Source organism: Hominibacterium faecale, assembly GCF_020734085.1.
In the GTDB taxonomy this organism is placed as follows: domain Bacteria; phylum Bacillota; class Clostridia; order Peptostreptococcales; family Anaerovoracaceae; genus Hominibacterium; species Hominibacterium faecale.
Map to the genome: position 1 here is coordinate 1 of NZ_JAJAGH010000014.1, position 15,960 is coordinate 15,960.

General features: G+C 47.8%; 18 protein-coding genes. 13 read left to right on the forward strand and 5 right to left on the reverse strand.

Features of this window, described 5'->3' with window-relative positions; all coding sequences use genetic code 11:
* Nucleotides 1–379 precede the first annotated feature (379 nt).
* Both LG211_RS17400 and LG211_RS17405 read left to right on the forward strand, forming a co-directional pair.
* Nucleotides 380–502: a hypothetical protein gene (locus tag LG211_RS17400; RefSeq protein ID WP_269478108.1), complete on the forward strand. Its 123-nt coding sequence runs from the start codon at nucleotides 380–382 to the stop codon at nucleotides 500–502.
* A complete protein-coding gene (locus LG211_RS17405) occupies nucleotides 495–785 on the forward strand; it encodes a hypothetical protein (RefSeq protein WP_148397277.1) in 291 nt (96 codons plus the stop codon). The genes LG211_RS17400 and LG211_RS17405 overlap by 8 nt, the downstream gene beginning before the upstream one ends.
* Here the strand turns inward: LG211_RS17405 and LG211_RS17410 are convergent.
* From LG211_RS17410 to LG211_RS17420, 3 genes are all read right to left on the reverse strand, one after another.
* Complete coding sequence (locus LG211_RS17410; protein ID WP_269478109.1) at nucleotides 769–1,893, reverse strand: acyltransferase family protein; 1,125 nt, start codon at nucleotides 1,891–1,893, stop codon at nucleotides 769–771. The two genes, LG211_RS17405 and LG211_RS17410, sit on opposite strands and share 17 nt — an antisense overlap.
* A gap of 166 nt (nucleotides 1,894–2,059) precedes the next feature.
* Entirely contained in the window at nucleotides 2,060–3,382 is a 1,323-nt protein-coding gene (locus LG211_RS17415; protein ID WP_269478110.1) for a sensor histidine kinase, read from the reverse strand.
* Nucleotides 3,375–4,076, reverse strand: coding sequence for a response regulator transcription factor (locus LG211_RS17420; RefSeq protein WP_148397280.1), 702 nt, complete (start codon nucleotides 4,074–4,076; stop codon nucleotides 3,375–3,377). Before LG211_RS17420 ends, LG211_RS17415 begins: the two co-directional genes overlap by 8 nt.
* Nucleotides 4,077–4,262: 186 nt before the next feature.
* Between LG211_RS17420 and mscL the strand changes: the two genes are divergently transcribed.
* Nucleotides 4,263–4,754: a large conductance mechanosensitive channel protein MscL gene (mscL, locus tag LG211_RS17425; protein ID WP_148397281.1), complete on the forward strand. Its 492-nt coding sequence runs from the start codon at nucleotides 4,263–4,265 to the stop codon at nucleotides 4,752–4,754.
* 57 nt (nucleotides 4,755–4,811) lie between these two features.
* On the opposite strand, the gene LG211_RS17430 is transcribed toward mscL, so the two are convergent.
* Together LG211_RS17430 and LG211_RS17435 are read right to left on the reverse strand one after the other, a co-directional pair.
* On the reverse strand, nucleotides 4,812–5,504 hold the full coding sequence (locus LG211_RS17430; RefSeq protein ID WP_269478111.1) for an LrgB family protein: 693 nt from the start codon (nucleotides 5,502–5,504) through the stop codon (nucleotides 4,812–4,814).
* On the reverse strand, nucleotides 5,501–5,860 hold the full coding sequence (locus tag LG211_RS17435; protein ID WP_253020076.1) for a CidA/LrgA family protein: 360 nt from the start codon (nucleotides 5,858–5,860) through the stop codon (nucleotides 5,501–5,503). Before LG211_RS17435 ends, LG211_RS17430 begins: the two co-directional genes overlap by 4 nt.
* A gap of 552 nt (nucleotides 5,861–6,412) precedes the next feature.
* On the opposite strand from LG211_RS17435, the gene LG211_RS17440 reads away from it, so the two are divergent.
* From LG211_RS17440 to rseP, 10 genes are all read left to right on the forward strand, one after another.
* Nucleotides 6,413–6,628, forward strand: coding sequence for a hypothetical protein (locus tag LG211_RS17440; RefSeq protein ID WP_148397284.1), 216 nt, complete (start codon nucleotides 6,413–6,415; stop codon nucleotides 6,626–6,628).
* 113 nt (nucleotides 6,629–6,741) lie between these two features.
* On the forward strand, nucleotides 6,742–8,391 hold the full coding sequence (locus LG211_RS17445) for a putative manganese-dependent inorganic diphosphatase (protein WP_336246090.1): 1,650 nt from the start codon (nucleotides 6,742–6,744) through the stop codon (nucleotides 8,389–8,391).
* 61 nt (nucleotides 8,392–8,452) lie between these two features.
* Complete coding sequence (locus tag LG211_RS17450) at nucleotides 8,453–9,631, forward strand: iron-containing alcohol dehydrogenase (RefSeq protein ID WP_148397286.1); 1,179 nt, start codon at nucleotides 8,453–8,455, stop codon at nucleotides 9,629–9,631.
* Between the two features lie 730 nt (nucleotides 9,632–10,361).
* Nucleotides 10,362–11,066 (forward strand): UMP kinase, encoded by a 705-nt coding sequence (pyrH, locus tag LG211_RS17455; RefSeq protein WP_148397287.1) that lies wholly within the window; start codon nucleotides 10,362–10,364, stop codon nucleotides 11,064–11,066.
* Nucleotides 11,067–11,084: 18 nt separating this feature from the next.
* Nucleotides 11,085–11,639, forward strand: coding sequence for a ribosome recycling factor (gene frr, locus LG211_RS17460; protein ID WP_148397288.1), 555 nt, complete (start codon nucleotides 11,085–11,087; stop codon nucleotides 11,637–11,639).
* Nucleotides 11,640–11,807: 168 nt separating this feature from the next.
* Nucleotides 11,808–12,530: an isoprenyl transferase gene (locus tag LG211_RS17465; RefSeq protein ID WP_148397289.1), complete on the forward strand. Its 723-nt coding sequence runs from the start codon at nucleotides 11,808–11,810 to the stop codon at nucleotides 12,528–12,530.
* Between the two features lie 3 nt (nucleotides 12,531–12,533).
* Complete coding sequence (locus LG211_RS17470) at nucleotides 12,534–13,316, forward strand: phosphatidate cytidylyltransferase (protein ID WP_148397290.1); 783 nt, start codon at nucleotides 12,534–12,536, stop codon at nucleotides 13,314–13,316.
* A gap of 3 nt (nucleotides 13,317–13,319) precedes the next feature.
* Nucleotides 13,320–13,778, forward strand: coding sequence for a DUF4829 domain-containing protein (locus LG211_RS17475; RefSeq protein ID WP_269478112.1), 459 nt, complete (start codon nucleotides 13,320–13,322; stop codon nucleotides 13,776–13,778).
* The gene (locus LG211_RS17480) at nucleotides 13,779–14,918 is read left to right on the forward strand and encodes a 1-deoxy-D-xylulose-5-phosphate reductoisomerase (RefSeq protein WP_148397292.1); all 1,140 of its coding nucleotides are present in this window, start codon (nucleotides 13,779–13,781) and stop codon (nucleotides 14,916–14,918) included.
* A gap of 18 nt (nucleotides 14,919–14,936) precedes the next feature.
* Nucleotides 14,937–15,950, forward strand: a complete 1,014-nt coding sequence (gene rseP, locus LG211_RS17485; RefSeq protein WP_148397293.1) for an RIP metalloprotease RseP — start codon at nucleotides 14,937–14,939, stop codon at nucleotides 15,948–15,950.
* Nucleotides 15,951–15,960 lie beyond the last annotated feature (10 nt).

The following is a 15,960-nucleotide window of genomic DNA, read 5'->3' on the forward strand; positions in this document are numbered from 1 at the left end:
GGACCCCTCTTGGAGGGGTAGTCTGAGATAATAATGCAGTTGGCAGACCTTTTTCAATGCATCTTGAGATGCTCGCAGGCAGGGGTGCCTTTCAGGCACAGTGCAAACCACCCGTTCACACGGGTGGTGCTGATTTGCAACCTCAGAGCTGAAAGCGACCTCTTTTTCAGTGGCATCCATATCGCATTCACTACTCATTAGATACGATATGCTCTTTTTTTGTTGAAATCATGCTGCCAATCAGATAGATTGACAGTGTGCGTCCATCGTCTCTACATCATAGACGCATGCCGAAAGTAAACGAAAAAATACAAATAAACAAAATGTAGTCAATTTAAATATCACTACGGACGAACTGCTAACGGCTGATAAGGAGCCCGTGTCAGCGGACAATCTGAGCTTTATGGGCAGCATCTTTGATGAGAAAACGCTTGAAAAGATTGATCTGATCCGCACAGCCATTGATGAGATTCATATGTTGGAGGAACTGCTTTATGTATAGGGCATTAAACATCCTCGGGCTCTATGCGAGAGTGATCTTCTATCCTTTAGGGAAGGATGCGCCGTGGGGATTTACCAGGATAAGCGGTTCTCAGAATGATTCTAACGTGGAAAAGCCGTTTGTAGCGGTCAATGCTTTTGAATCTTATCTTGTAACATATGAGAAGCTTGAAGATCTCTTGGAATTATGTGGTCTGAAGCCGGATGATCTTGGCATCAGCCCCCCTTTTTTTCCAAATGCTTCTGCCGACTCGCAATATGCCCCGGTCAGGCAACAGCAATAGCAATTCCAATGGCAGCCAGGCACAGAATGATCACCGGAAGGGGACTCCTTCTTTTTTCTTCCAACAGCTTTAAAAGGACAGAGACAATTAGCGACCCGCCGAGGAAAATCGAGATCGACGCTGCCAGAGGCAGTTCAGGCAGAAACTGCTTCATCGCGCTGATGACCGTCCAGTGTGTCAGATACAAGTAAAGGCTAAGTTTGCCAAGATAGATGAAAGAGCCCGTGCCGTGAGAATTGAAAAACCTGGATACCGGCGTCCGATTGAGGAAAGCCAAAAGAATAATTCCCGCAAAAACAAGGATAAAAAACAAGCTGTCCTGCTTATTAAGATGATCCCGCAAAACGAAGAATCCTGCCAGGGAGATATAACAGGTGATCTCTGCCGTCAGGGCAAAACCCCTGTGGATTTCCACCAGCCCTGAATCCTTCAGCTTGTCAAAGGCCGCATAACTCAGCGCGCCTGCGCACGTACCGGCGAATCCCCGGGGAATAGCCGACAGAATGAAGCCAAAGTATTCATTTCCAATATTCAGCGTCCCCAGAGTCTGGATGATATAGCTATAAATGACGATAATTGAAACCGGGCAGATGACCCATATAAAAGCCTTTTTAAAATAACGTGCCAGTGGATAAGCGATAATCAAAGATAACAGCATTGCCGACAGATACCATGCCTGTCCCAGCAGGTAGTCCGCACCAAACTGAGGGTCCTGGATAAATCCGGCGCCCTGCAGCAGCAAAAATTCCCACTTAAAATGAAAGAGGCTTTCCAGCACCTTGGTGATGGTCGACAAATGGTTTGAAAGCACGAAAAAAATAAATTGAAAGCTGAATACAATGGTATAAGTTCCATAAAAGGACTTTGCTTTATGCAAGGTATAAGCAAAAGAATTCATCGGTTCATCTTTTGTCATAAGGTATTTCATCATGAAAAAACCGGATAGCAAAAAGAAGAAATCCACGAAAACAAAAGCCAGCGGTATATAATTATGTTTGTCCAGCTCCAGATACATGGAACTGAAATGATACAGCATAATAGATACAGCGGCAATAAACCGAATGAATTCTATAGAAGTAGTCCTTGTTGATTTTGATGGAATTTCCATATACGTATCCTTACCCTTTTATTACTTTGTTTCGAGTCTATGAAATGTCCGTACATGCTCCATTGTAGCATAAGAACTTCAGCAGCAGCTGGACTCTGGCAAATTTTCATGAAAATTTGTCATTTTTTACACAAAGCAGTGGGTTTGCGGGAACTGCTGTCCCTCCTTACCAGATAGGCAAAGAAAGTTCTATGCGGAATGTTTCACCCTGCTGGCCATACTCAAAGGTTCCCTTATGTTCGTCCATAATTTTTTCACAGGTCTTAAGGCCAATGTTGCTGCTTTTCTTATCGGAGTGGTTACGGCTGATTCGATTCTCAAAACGGATCAGCAGTCGGTCTGACTGCTGTTGGTACTCCACCCGGATGGGCATGGATGGATCGGCATATTTAAGCAGGTTGGAGAAGATGTTGCCGAATACCCTGCGGATGGAATCCACATCGATGGAAAGACTGCAGTTGATTTCATTGGAGCTGCGGATAATGGTAAAGCCCTTGCTTTCAAGATCAAAGAGGCTTTCTTCCACAACCTGTCCGATGAACTCCGCAGCTCCGGCTGTCTGCATCTCCAAATCATTGGAATCTTTTCCGAACACAATGAAGTATTCAAAGAGCTTGTCGGACATATCTTTGATCTGATAAGCTTTTTTTCTAAGAGCTTCAAAATATTGCTGTTGTTTTTTCGGATCTTGGTACTTCCCCATGTAAAGAATGTCAATATAGCCGATCAGTGCTGTCAAGGGTGTTCTCAGGTCGTGGGACATGGCAGTGACCAGTTCTCGGCTCGACTGCTGATATGTTTCTTCTGCTTCCTGCCGTTCCTTAATAGCACAGCGCATAGCATTAATTTCATGGGCCAAGGAAGCCAGTTCATCGGTCCCCTGTTCGGTAACGAAATAATCCAGATCTCCGCCCTTGAGAATTTTCAATTCGCTTTCCAGCAGAGCAATATATTTCATTTTATGGCGGATAAAGAGAAATAGGATCGCCATGAACACTCCAAAGGAAATCAGGCCGGCGCATACATCGGCAATGATATAATAACGATTCTCAAACATATAAGTCATAGTAGCTTCTGCTTTGCCGTCTTTAAATTGCAGCATGTATTCTCTGGACCCGCTGATGATATCGCCTTCCATCGCATAGTCATTAAAATCGGACGGTGAAACGACGATATTTTCGTCGCTGCTGAAGACAGCCTTGTTATCCCGGTATATGGTCAAAATCAAACTGCGCTGACTGGATACCCATTCTTTCAATTTGTCGGTGTCTTCTAAGGTAAGGCCATTGCTATCGATATAGGATTGCAGTCTGGAAACACACTTTTTTTCCTGTTTGGCAACCATCTGCGGATTGACGAGAACATAATCCAGAACCTTCCATGCAGCTGTATGCAGAAGAAAGAGCAGGAGGAGCGCTAATACAGCGCTGGCAGCTGTCAGTATGGTCAGCTCAATGCTCAGGCGCCGCCGATATGGTTTTTTACTCAATGCGATACCCCTTTCCCCACACATTGGTAATGTACTTTGGATTTTGCGGATCGTCTTCCAGCTTTTTTCGAAGATTTCGTATATGAACCATGACCGTATTATTGGAGTTATAAAAATAGGGCTCCTGCCAGACACGTTCATAAATATTTTGTATAGTAAAAATCCGCTTTCGGTTGCTGGCCAGTAAATAAAGTATGCGATACTCCAGATCGGTCAGGGAAATCTTTTCTCCATTCTTGCGGACTTCGTTGGTTTTCGTATTGATACGCAGATCCTTGACGATCAGATAATCCTCTTCATCAGAAGCTTTTTTTCCGCAATAGATATAATATCTTCGGAGCAGGGCCTTTACGCGTGCGATCAATTCCGAATAGGAAAAAGGCTTTGCGAGATAATCGTCTCCGCCGGCAGAAAAGCCCGCTGTCTTATCCGAATCTTGAGTTTTTGCTGTCAGAAACAGGATCGGTACTGTGGATTTTTTACGGATTTGCGAGCAAGCTGATACCCCAGAGCATCCGGGCATCATTACGTCGAGGATGACCAAATCGATGCTGTCATCAATCATTGATATTGCTTGGCTACCATTGGTCGCCTCCGCTACCGCATAGCCTTCGCTTTCCAACAGAATGCGGACAACTTCACGGATTTCCGGGTCATCATCTGCAAATAAAATTTTTTTCTTATCAAAATCCATATGCTTCACCTCGACGCTTATTATATACTAGCTTTTTCAAAGAAACTACTGCAAACAGAAATTTTAAGTTTTCTTTAGAGATACTAGAGGCGGCGATTTTTACTGCTTTAGCTGCATAAGAATCCTGTAAATTGTGGTAGAATAGGATTTAAATAATTGGTTTGATCGTACAAGGAGGACATACAAATGAAGAGAAAAGGAAAAGGCTTTATCGGTGAATTTAAAGAATTTGTAATGCGTGGAAATGTGATGGATTTGGCGGTCGGTGTCATTATCGGCGGCGCGTTCCAGTCCATTGTCAGTTCGCTGGTTAGCGATGTGATTATGCCGGTGGTCACCCTGGTTACAGGCGGCATCCATTTTGAAAATTGGTTTTTGGCGATGGATGGAAACCATTATGCCACATACGAGGAGGCAAAGGCAGCGGGCGCTGCGGTGATCGGATATGGCACCTTTCTCACCGCTGTCATCAATTTTCTGATTATGGCCTTTGTCATTTTCTTGCTTGTTAAAGGTATGAACAAACTGTCGGAGGCCAATCCGCTGGCTAAAAAGGGCGGTGAGGAAGAATCTGCTCCTAAGACCAAGACTTGCCCGTTCTGCAAGAGCGAAATTCCCGTCGACGCAACGAAGTGCGCCCACTGCACTGCTGACATGCCGGAGGATGAGACCGCATAAACTGCCAGCATAAAACGGCAATTAGGGGCAGCAATTACTTTCATCGCCCCGTTAAATTCAGATAAAGAGTGAAAAAAGAGCTGCAGCGCCCACGGTCATCAGTCCGGCCACAGCGATAGCCAGTCCACTCATGGCGCCTTCCACCTGGCCCAATTCCACAGCCCGCGAAGTGCCGATCACATGGGCCGCGGTTCCGATAGCTGCGCCTTTTGCCACTGGATGGGTGATCCGGAATACTTTAAAAATGGCATCTGCCAGGATATTGCCGATAATCCCGGTAACAATAATGGTCATGACGGTAATGGTAACAATACCGCCCAGCTCCTGGGAAACGCCGATCCCCATGGCGGTGGTAATGGACTTTGGCAGCAGCGTAACATAGAGCTGGTGATCGAATTTGAAAAGCAGAGCGAATCCCAAAATGCAGAGCAAGCTGGTCAAAACCCCGGAAAAGATGCCGGCGAGGATGGCCAGCGCGTTTTTTTTCAGCACCTCGATCTGCTCATAAAGCGGCACTGCCAGACATATAGTCGCCGGCGTCAAAAGATAGGAAATATATTTCGCACCTTCTTCATAAACGCCATAGTCGATATCCAAAAGCAATAAAGAGGGTATAATGACAGCCGCTGCGATCAGCACCGGATTGAAAAGGGACCATTTCAGCTTCCTCTTCAAAAAAACACCCAGTTGGTAGGCGGCGATAGTAATCAAAACCCCTGCGACCGCGGAATTGAGAAACAATTGGTTCATCCTTTGCTCCTTCCTGTTTTCCCCGCCAGGGCCTGAATGACCAGACCGGTAACGGCCATCACGAAAATGGTAGAGATTACTAGAACCGCCAGGATGGGAAGCAGTTTTCCCGATAGAACACCCCAGCTTTCCATCAGTCCTACAGCGGGCGGAACGAACATGAGGGGCATGACCGCAATGAGAAAGTCGCTGGTTTCCTTGATGTGACCGACCTTCACGATGCCGGTCAGCAGTAGAACCAGTAGAATGACCAGTCCGTAGATGCTGGCGGGTATAGGTGCTGGGATGAAGCGGTTCAAAAGTTCCCCTGCGAACGTGACCGCCAGAATGATTCCAAATTGAGCCAGATATTTCATTGAAACGTCTCCTTGATTTGATATGCTGCTCCCTGGGGGTATTCTTTTAAAAAATGGGCCGCAGGAAACATTGCAATTATACACCTTTTTTCGGAAAAACTCAAAGTAAACAGCGGCCCGATGCCTGGCATTCGGGGGTCTGGTCTGTCCCCCCAAAAAAACGTGCCGCATTTCCATCACCAGCTCATCTGACCAGATTGGTACGGCGCTGCCGAGAGTGATATCGAAAATTGTCGAATAAGATAATTGGTTTAAAAATGTATTCATTTTAGCTCATTGCTGAGATTTTACCAGCGTCTGCAGACTGCAATTCCTGACAAAGGCATTGGTATAGAAGGTAATTTCCACAAGCCTGTGTTTTGGATCAACAATTGAGTTGTTTTCCTCAATTGTTGGGTCAAACTGTCAAACTCTTAATTTTCGCCTTACGGCAACGCCGCACTCAGTGGAGAATATCGTATACTTTTAAAATCAATTAGAGTATAATACCCATATATATGCCTCGCGAGAATGCGGCAGCCTTAGCCGGCTCTTTATGAAAGGAGAATGATGATGTACATTTTAGAATTTAAACTAGACAAGAAACAGATTTTTGCAGAAAGCCTGGAAGAATTGAAAGACAATGTGAAACATGTTCTTGAAATAAGCCCGGAATTAAGAAATCAAGACTTTATTCTTTTAAAAGATGGAAAAGCGGCAAATGCATATGATCGAACCCAAATTTCTAAGGCGATGCTGTTCGGTTGTATGTTTTGGAATTTAAACTAGACAAGAGAAAATTCGTGCAGAACGCCGGGGGATCGCAAAAGAGAGAAAGCACCCTCGGTAGCAGGTTAACTGCAGATCAAGAATAAGGGACTAGGAACAAAGAGGGGGAAATCGTGAAAAAGCAGCCAATTTATATAGTCGGACATAAAAATCCCGATACGGATTCCATTTCATCGGCAATTGCCTATGCGGACATTAAGAACCGGACAGAGGAACAAACCTATGTGGCGGCGCGGGCCGGACAGATCAATGAAGAAACCGAGTATGTGCTGAAGCGGTTTGGCATGGAAGCGCCGATCTATCTGTCGGATGTGGGTACCCAGGTAAAAGATATGGAGATTCGCAGAACGCCGGGGGTTGATCGGGAAACGTCCATCCGTGATGCCTGGCGCATTATGACTGAATCGGAAGCTGTTACCCTGCCGGTCACCGGAGATGACGGACATCTGGAAGGTCTGGTCACAAAGGGCGATATCGCCAAATCCTATATTGACGGAAGAGACAGCCGCTTTCTGTCCAAAGCCCGGACCCGCTTTTCCAGCATCGCCCAGACCGTGGAAGGTACTGTGCTTGTGGGAGATGAAAACCGAGTTTTCTCAAAAGGCAAGGTAATCATCGGCGCCGCCCATCCGGACACCATGGAAACGTACTTGGAGCCGGGAGATCTGATCCTGCTGGGCAATCGTTATGAAGACCATCTGCGGGCAGCAGAGCAGGGCGCTGGTTGTATGATCGTCTGCGTCAACGCAAAGGTGGGTTACAGCATCCGCAAAATCGCCCAAAAGACAGGATGCATCATAATCAGTACTCCGCTGGATACCTTTACGGTAGCCAGACTGATCGACCAAAGCATCCCGGTCAGCTACATCATGAACAAAGGGCAGCTTATAACGTTCCATACGGAGGACTATACGGACGATATTAAGGAAATTATGGCCAATACCAGACACAGAGCGTTTCCCGTGCTGGACAAAAATGGCGCCTACGTGGGGACCATTTCCAGACGTAATTTTCTGGGCATGCAGAAAAAACAACTGATTCTAGTGGATCATAATGAAAAGAGCCAGACCGTGGATAATGTGGAAGCAGCTCATGTTCTGGAAATCATTGACCATCACCGGCTGGGATCGCTGGAAACCATTGAACCGATTTATTTCAGAAATCAGCCGGTAGGGTGTACGGCGACGATTCTTTATCAGATTTACGGCGAAAAGGGACTGGATATTCAGCCGCAGATCGCAGGTCTTTTGTGCGCCTCCATCCTGTCTGATACGCTGATGTTCCGTTCGCCCACTTGTACGCCTGCAGATCAGGCGGCTGCGGAATCGCTTGCCAGGATTGCCAATATCCACATCGAAGCATTTGCCAGAGAAATGTTCCATGCGGGAAGCAATCTCTTGGATAAATCGCCGGAAGAAGTCTTTTTCCAGGATTTTAAAAAGTTCATCGCTGGTGACGAAAGCTTTGGCGTGGGGCAGATCAGTTCCTTTGACGAAGAGGAACTGGAGCTTTTGAGGGAGCGGCTTGCGCCTTTTATGAAAACCCAGTGCGGAAAAAATGGCATGACCATGGTCTTTTACATGCTGACCGACATTCTCAAAGAAAGCACCCGGCTCCTTTGCTTCGGGGAGGGCAGCCGCAGGCTGGTGGAAGAATCCTTTGGCATCACCGGCGACCAGGACAGCTATATGCTGCAAGGCGTCGTTTCCCGAAAAAAACAATTGATTCCGGCCTTTATGAGTACGCTGCAGGAAAACGAATAGTTCAGCCCGATCCTTTTATACTAATAACAAGAAGGTTATTATACAAAAGGAGAAGGGTGTTATGAAAAGATTTACTTTACCAAGAGATATTTATTACGGAGAAAATTCTCTGGAAGCATTAAAAACCATCAGCGGCAAGAAAGCCATGCTGGTGCTGGGCGGCGGTACGATGAAGCGCCTGGGATTTGTCGATAAAGCCCTCGGCTATTTAAAGGAAGCCGGTCTGGAAACGAGCATATTTGAAGGCGTGGAACCGGATCCATCGGTGGAGACGGTGATGAAGGGGGCCAAGGCCATGGAGGAATTCAAGCCCGATTGGATCATTTCCATGGGAGGCGGCTCGCCCATCGACGCCGCCAAAGCCATGTGGGTATTCTATGAGTATCCCCAAATGTCATTTGAGGATTTGCTGGTTCCTTTCAGCTTTCCCCAGCTGAGAAAAAAGGCCAGGTTCGTAGCCATTGCCTCCACTTCGGGAACCGCCACAGAGGTGACGGCTTTTTCAGTGATTACAGATTATGAGAAGGGAATCAAATATCCTCTGGCGGATTTTAATATTACGCCTGATCTGGCAATCGTAGATCCGTCCCTGGCCGAAACCATGCCCAAGGATCTGACGGCTTACACGGGTATGGATGCTCTTACTCACGCTGTGGAAGCCTATGTTTCTACTGCCCATTCCCTCTTTACCGATCCGCTGGCGCTGAAGGCGATCGATGTGATCAACACCAGCTTGATCAAGTCCTATGACGGAGATATGAAAGAGCGGGAAGAAATTCACTATGCTCAGTGCCTGGCAGGGATGGCTTTTTCCAACGCGCTGCTGGGAATTGTCCATTCCATGGCCCACAAAACGGGGGCGGCCTTTTCTCAAGGGCACATTACCCACGGTATGGCAAATGCGATGTACCTGCCCTATGTGATCCGCTACAACGCCAGAGTGGAAGAAGCTTTTGAGCGCTATGTGGACATTGCCAGAATCATGGGCATTGAGGGCACGAGAAAAGACAGCATTGAAAAGCTGTGCGGCCGTATTGCCGAGATGAATCGGTATATGGGGATACCGGCTGCTCTGAAAGATCTGGGAATTGATGAGAAGGAGTTCAAGGAAAAACTGCCTGAAGTGGCTAAAAACGCGGTGGAGGATGCCTGCACCGGCTCCAATCCGAGGGCCATTGACGCGCCGTCCATGGAAAAGCTTTTGACGTGTGTGTACTATGGACAGGATGTGGATTTTTAAAGGATCGTCAAGGGGACCAGTGCGGAATCGCGGGGCAGTGCGGCTGCATTGCTCCGGCTCCGCCGGTCCGTTTTTTGTTTTTTGGCCGGGGCCGATCCTGGCCTTAGTGGATGCCGGTTCTTGCTTCCGTGCAGGCATCATGGATAAAGCCGGGTTGGTTGCAGCAGCGGGTTTGGCAGGGGCATAAAAGATGAGCGGATCCGATCACCGGCGCGTTTTTGCAAACTGTCGTATAATTAATTTCTCGCACCGGATTCTGATACTTTTTAGGCAAATTTCAGCCCGAGAGCGGGAAATCCCGCCCAAGAATATCGGAAAATAAAACGTTCACAGCTAATTTTGATATTTTTGAAAGCCGGCCACCAAAAAAGTGTCAGAACCCAGTCGGTTTTGAAGAGCTTTTGATAGTCCGGGCTTTCAATCGGCCCCTCAACTAAGGCGGGGATATTTCCATGTGTATACCGTGTGAAAACCAAAGCAGACAGTTGCCCGGCGCGCAGTAGTTGTGGTATAATGGTTCCACCGTTTATATGCGGCGTTGCCGAAAGGTAGGAACCATTGAATCACGCTGCAACGCGGCTTGCGTGGTATAATGAACGCATCGCTTAGATAGCGGCGTTGCCGAAAGGAAGCGTTCATTGAATCGCGCGTCGACGCGGCTTGCGCGGTACAATGGCCGCATCGCTCAGATAGCGGCGGATTACTTAAGAAGAACATAGAGGAGACACGTATGGAATCAAAATACAAGAGAGTCCTTTTGAAGATCAGCGGAGAGGCCCTGGCAGGAGAAGATAAATTTGGACTGAACGAAGAAATGCTGAAAAAAGTAGCTCTTCAGGTTAAAGAAGTCCACGACATGGGCGTGCAAGTGGCCGTTGTAGTGGGCGGCGGCAACTTCTGGAGAGGAAGGACCAGCAAAAATATGGACCGGGCTACAGCCGACTATATCGGAATGCTGGCAACCGTCATGAACGCCATGGCCCTGCAGGACGCCTGTGAAGCGGAAGGACTGCCCACCAGAGTCCAGACAGCCATCGAGATGCGGGAAGTGGCAGAGCCCTATGTAAGGCGGAAAGCCATGAGCCACCTGGAAAAAGGCAGAGTGGTCATTTTCGGAGCAGGTACGGGAAACCCGTTCTTCTCCACGGATACCACAGCAGCTCTGCGGGCGGCCGAGATTGACGCCGAAGTCATTCTGCTGGCAAAGAAGGTCGATGCCGTATATTCAGCGGATCCGGAAATCGATCCCGGCGCTGTCAAATACGATCAGCTGACCCATCAGGAAGTCCTGGAAAAAGGCTTGGGCGTTATGGATTCCACAGCCGCGTCGCTGTGCAGAGATAACCATATTGACATCCACGTATTCGGAATTGCGCAGGAAGGTAATGTAATGCGAGCCGTATGCGGTGAAAAAATAGGAACGATAATCAAATAAGAAACAGGAGGAGAGAACATGATTAATGTACAGGAAAATCTGGGAACGAAAATCGCAAAAAGTCTATCCCTTTTAAAAGAAGAATTAGCTACAGTTCGAGCAGGAAAGGCCAACGCAGCCCTGGTAGACCGGGTAATGGTGGATTATTATGGGACCGCAACGCCGCTGAAAAGCCTGGCAAACATCTCGGTGCCAGATCCGAGAACACTGATGATCGCCCCCTTCGATCCCAAATCCATTCCGGAGATCGAAAAGGGGATCAATATTGCCGATATCGGCATCACGCCCGCCAATGACGGAAAAGTGATCCGCCTGACCATTCCGCAGGTAACTGAAGAAAGAAGAAAAGAGCTGACCAAAACCGTTAAGAAAATTGGCGAAGAGACAAAAGTCGCGGTCAGAAATCTGAGAAGAGAAGCCAACGACGAACTGAAAAAAGAGCAGAAGAACGGAGAACTGACTGAAGACGACCTGAAGAATGAAATGGACGACGTTCAGAAAGCCGTAGACAAGGCGATCAAAGACATTGACGGATTGGTAGCGGATAAAGAAAAAGAAATCATGGAAGTTTAATCGTAAAACCCTGTGATTCTTACATGAAAAATCATCAGATGTGGTTCATTGTAACCACATCTGTTTCTTAGAGTAAAAAAGCCAGGCGGCTATATTTGCATTGGATGAAAGTGCAGAAGCGCCGCAGCTGAAAGCAGAACTACCATATAGAAAAAATAGAGGATATTTATGTTAAATAAAGAGCGTATGCCGGTTCATGTGGCCATCATCATGGATGGAAACGGAAGATGGGCAAAACAAAAAAACCTGCCCCGGGTAATGGGTCATAATGCCGGAATGAAGGCCATGAAAAAGATCGTGGACCACTCTGACAAGCTGGGGATCAAGTATCTGACTGTTTACGCTTTTTCCACGGAAAACTGGAAACGGTCTCTGGCCGAAGTAACAGGAATCTTCAAACTGCTGGTCGCTTATGTGAACAGTGATTTGAAAGGACTGATCGACAACAACGTAAGAGTAAAGGTGCTGGGCGATTATTCCCAAATACCCGAAGATGCAAAAAAGAGTTTGGAAAAAACACTGGAGGCGACCAAAGACAACACGGGACTCCAGTTCAACATAGCCTTGAATTATGGGGGAAGAGATGAGATCAGGCGCGCTGTCTGCGCCATCGGAGAAGAGATTAAAGAGGGCCTCTTAGAGCCGCAAGACATTACGGAAGAAATCATCGCCGACCATCTGTTCACAGGAAGCGACGGCGCCGATGCGCCGGATCCAGAACTGGTGATCCGCACCAGCGGCGAACTGCGCCTATCCAATTATCTGCTGTGGCAGACGGCTTACAGCGAGCTGGTGTTTACCGACGTATTGTGGCCGGAATTCACCCCGGAGGAGTACGAAAAGGCAATCGAAGAATATCAGAGCCGCCACAGGCGGTTCGGCGGGAGGTAAGTTATGAAAACAAGAATTTTATCCGGGCTGATCATGGTGCCGCTTTTAGCGGTGCTGTATTTTGGCGGATATGTTCTGATGCTGGCCTGTTTCCTCATTGGAGTCATGGCTGTACGGGAATTCTATCACGGATTTGAAGCCATGGGCGTCAAACCGTGCTACAATGCTGCCTATGCGGCGATTCTGGGGCTTTATGCCATCAATATGTTCACAAAGGACTACCACTGGTACATGGTATGGTTTTTCGGCTGCGTGCTGATCAGTCTGCTGTATCTTTTCAAAATCGAGGAAAGAAAGCTGGAGGACGGCATGGCTACGGTAACCGGAATCTTTTATATCGTCTTTTTCTCCTATCACGTGCTTTTGGTAGATCAGACGGGAGAATATTCCATCTTGGTATGGCTCATTGTCCTTACTGCTTTTGGAACTGATGTCATGGCCTACTTCACCGGCGTATTGTTAGGCAGACATAAGCTTTGCCCAAAGATCAGCCCAAAGAAGACCATCGAAGGGTCCATCGGCGGAATTTTAGGAAGCGTGATTCTGTGCGGACTGTTCAGCTGGTTCTTTATACCGAGGCTGCTGATTCACTGCCTGATGATCGGGCTTTTGGGAGGAATCATATCTCAGTTCGGAGATTTGACAGCTTCCATTTTCAAGAGAAAGATGGGAATCAAAGATTACGGCAATCTGATCCCCGGCCACGGCGGTATTTTGGATCGGTTCGACAGCGTGCTGTTTACAGCGCCAATGGTATATTATTACATTATATTGATATTGGGGTAAGAGATGAAAAAAATTGCAATCGCGGCTGGCCTGCTCATCTGCGCGGCGCTGGTTCTTTCAGCCTGCGGCGATAAAAGCGCAGACAAAGAAGCGGAAGAAGAAAACACACCTGTCCAAGTGGTGAAACAATATTTTGCGTATTGGGCCAATAAGGATCAGACTTCCATGGACAGGCTGGTCATCGATGACCAGAAAACGGAAGGGGATGATCCGGATATCACATTGGTCACCTCTCTGACGCTGAACAGCTGCATGGAAGTGGCCGATGAGCTGAAAGAAGAATGGGATCCGGAGCTGTTCGCCGACCCATATGATTTTGCATATGTGGATACGGATTTTGACATTGCCTTTGAAGGCGGAGAAAGCCCCGGGTACGCGGATGGAAACTATCAGGAGCGTTTTTACCTGGTCAAAGAAACGAAAGATTCCCAATGGAAAATCGTATCGAGAGGTTTAGGTTAAATGAAAAAAATCGCAATTTTAGGAAGCACCGGCTCTATCGGTACTCAGGCGCTGGATGTCATCGCTCATCATCCCGACCGGTTTTGTGTGACCGTCCTTTCCTGCAGCAGAAAAATCGATCGCCTCTGCCAGCAGATCGAGGAGTTCCATCCCCAGATGGTGGTTGTTGAGCAGGAAAAAGATGCGCTCGATTTGGCGAAAAAATATCCGGATATCCAGGTGGAATTCGGAGAGAAGGGACTGATCGGGGCCGCCTGCGGCGACTGGGATATGGTGCTCAATTCCTTGATGGGAATTCGGGGAATGATCCCCACTTACTACGGACTAAAGGCCGGAAACGATATTGCCTTTGCCAATAAAGAAACTTTGGTGGCAGGCGGTGAGCTGATTATGAATACCGCAGCAGAAACCGGCCAAAAGCTGCTGCCGGTGGACAGCGAACACAGCGCTATTTTTCAGTGCCTTCAGGGAAATCCGCAAAAAGCGCTGCGAAGAATTTTGCTGACCGCATCCGGCGGACCCTTTCGCGGATTTACCTTGAAACAGCTTGCCCAGGTAACGCTTGCACAGGCGCTGAAACATCCCAAATGGAACATGGGAAGCAAGATCACCATCGATTCTGCAACCATGATGAATAAGGGGCTGGAAGTCATTGAGGCCAAGTGGCTGTTCGATGTCAGCCTGGATCAAATCCAGGTGGTAGTCCATCCCCAGAGCATCGTCCACTCAGCCGTGGAATATTGGGACGGATCAGTCATCGCCCAGATGGGAAAGCCGGATATGCGCATTCCCATCAGCTACGCCTTCAGTTATCCCAAACGGCTTGCCAATGATTACGAGCCTTTGGATCTGTTTACGGAAGGTGCCGCGCTGACCTTTGAAAAGCCGGATATGGAAGTGTTCAAAAACATCAAGCTGGCCTTTGAAGCTTCACGCATGGGCGGCAGCTATCCTGCCGCGCTCAACGGGGCCAACGAAATACTGGTCCAGTTGTTTTTAGAAGGGAAAATTCGGTTTATTGATATTCAGAATACCATTGAGCGGGTATTAAATGACCATAAACCGCAATATAATTTAGATTTAGAGGGAATATTAGAAGCGGACAGACAGGCGCGGGAGTCTGCGCTGACGTTTCTGTAAAGGGAGGAAGAGACCATTATGACGATTGTATATGCCATCATCATGTTTTGTCTGCTCATCTTTATCCATGAACTTGGACATTTTATGGCAGCAAAAGCATGCGGCGTAAAAGTAAATGAATTTGCTCTGGGCATGGGCCCGGCGCTTTTCAAGAAACAAAAGGGAGAGACTCTTTATGCGCTCAGGGCCATTCCAATCGGAGGATACTGCGCCATGGAGGGGGAAGACGAGGAATCGGACGACGCCCGGGCTTTCAATAACAAACCGGCCTGGCAAAAAGCCATTATCGTCGTTGCGGGGGCGGCGATGAACCTGCTTTTGTGCATCATCGTTCTTATCATCATCGCCCTTTACACCGGGACAGTGACCACCACCATCGATCAGGTAACAGACGGCGGGCCTGCAGCAAAAGCCGGCATAAAGTCAGGGGATGAGATCGTGGCAATCGATGATAAACCGGTGAAAGAGTGGACCGACATTATTGAGGGAATCGGCGGAGCCAAGGGCCAGGTAATCATTCAAGTCAACCGTCAGGGCGAGGAACTGTCTCTGACTTCGGAATTGAGCAAATCCGACGACGGAACCGGCCGCCAGGTGATCGGTATTGTGCCAATGCGGGAGCATAACGTCATAACCGCAGTGGTAAGCGGTACCGCCAACACATGGAATATGACCAAGATGATGGGAAAAACCATCAAACAGCTCTTTACAGGAGAGGTTTCAACAAAGGAACTGACCGGTCCGGTGGGCATTGTCTATGCGGTCAATGACACGGCTAAATACGGATTCGTCTATCTGCTTTATCTGACGGCGCTGATCAGTCTCAACCTGGCTATCGTCAATATGCTGCCGCTCCCGGCTTTGGACGGAGGCAGACTGATTTTCATCATTGTCCGTAAAATTACCGGCAGGGCCATAACCGATGAAATGGAGGGAAAGATTCATTTCGTGGGCATTATGCTGCTCTTTGCTTTGATGATCTATGTGACCTGGAACGATATAGTCCGGTTCATTGTGCCGATTTTCAACTAGGAGGCCAGTT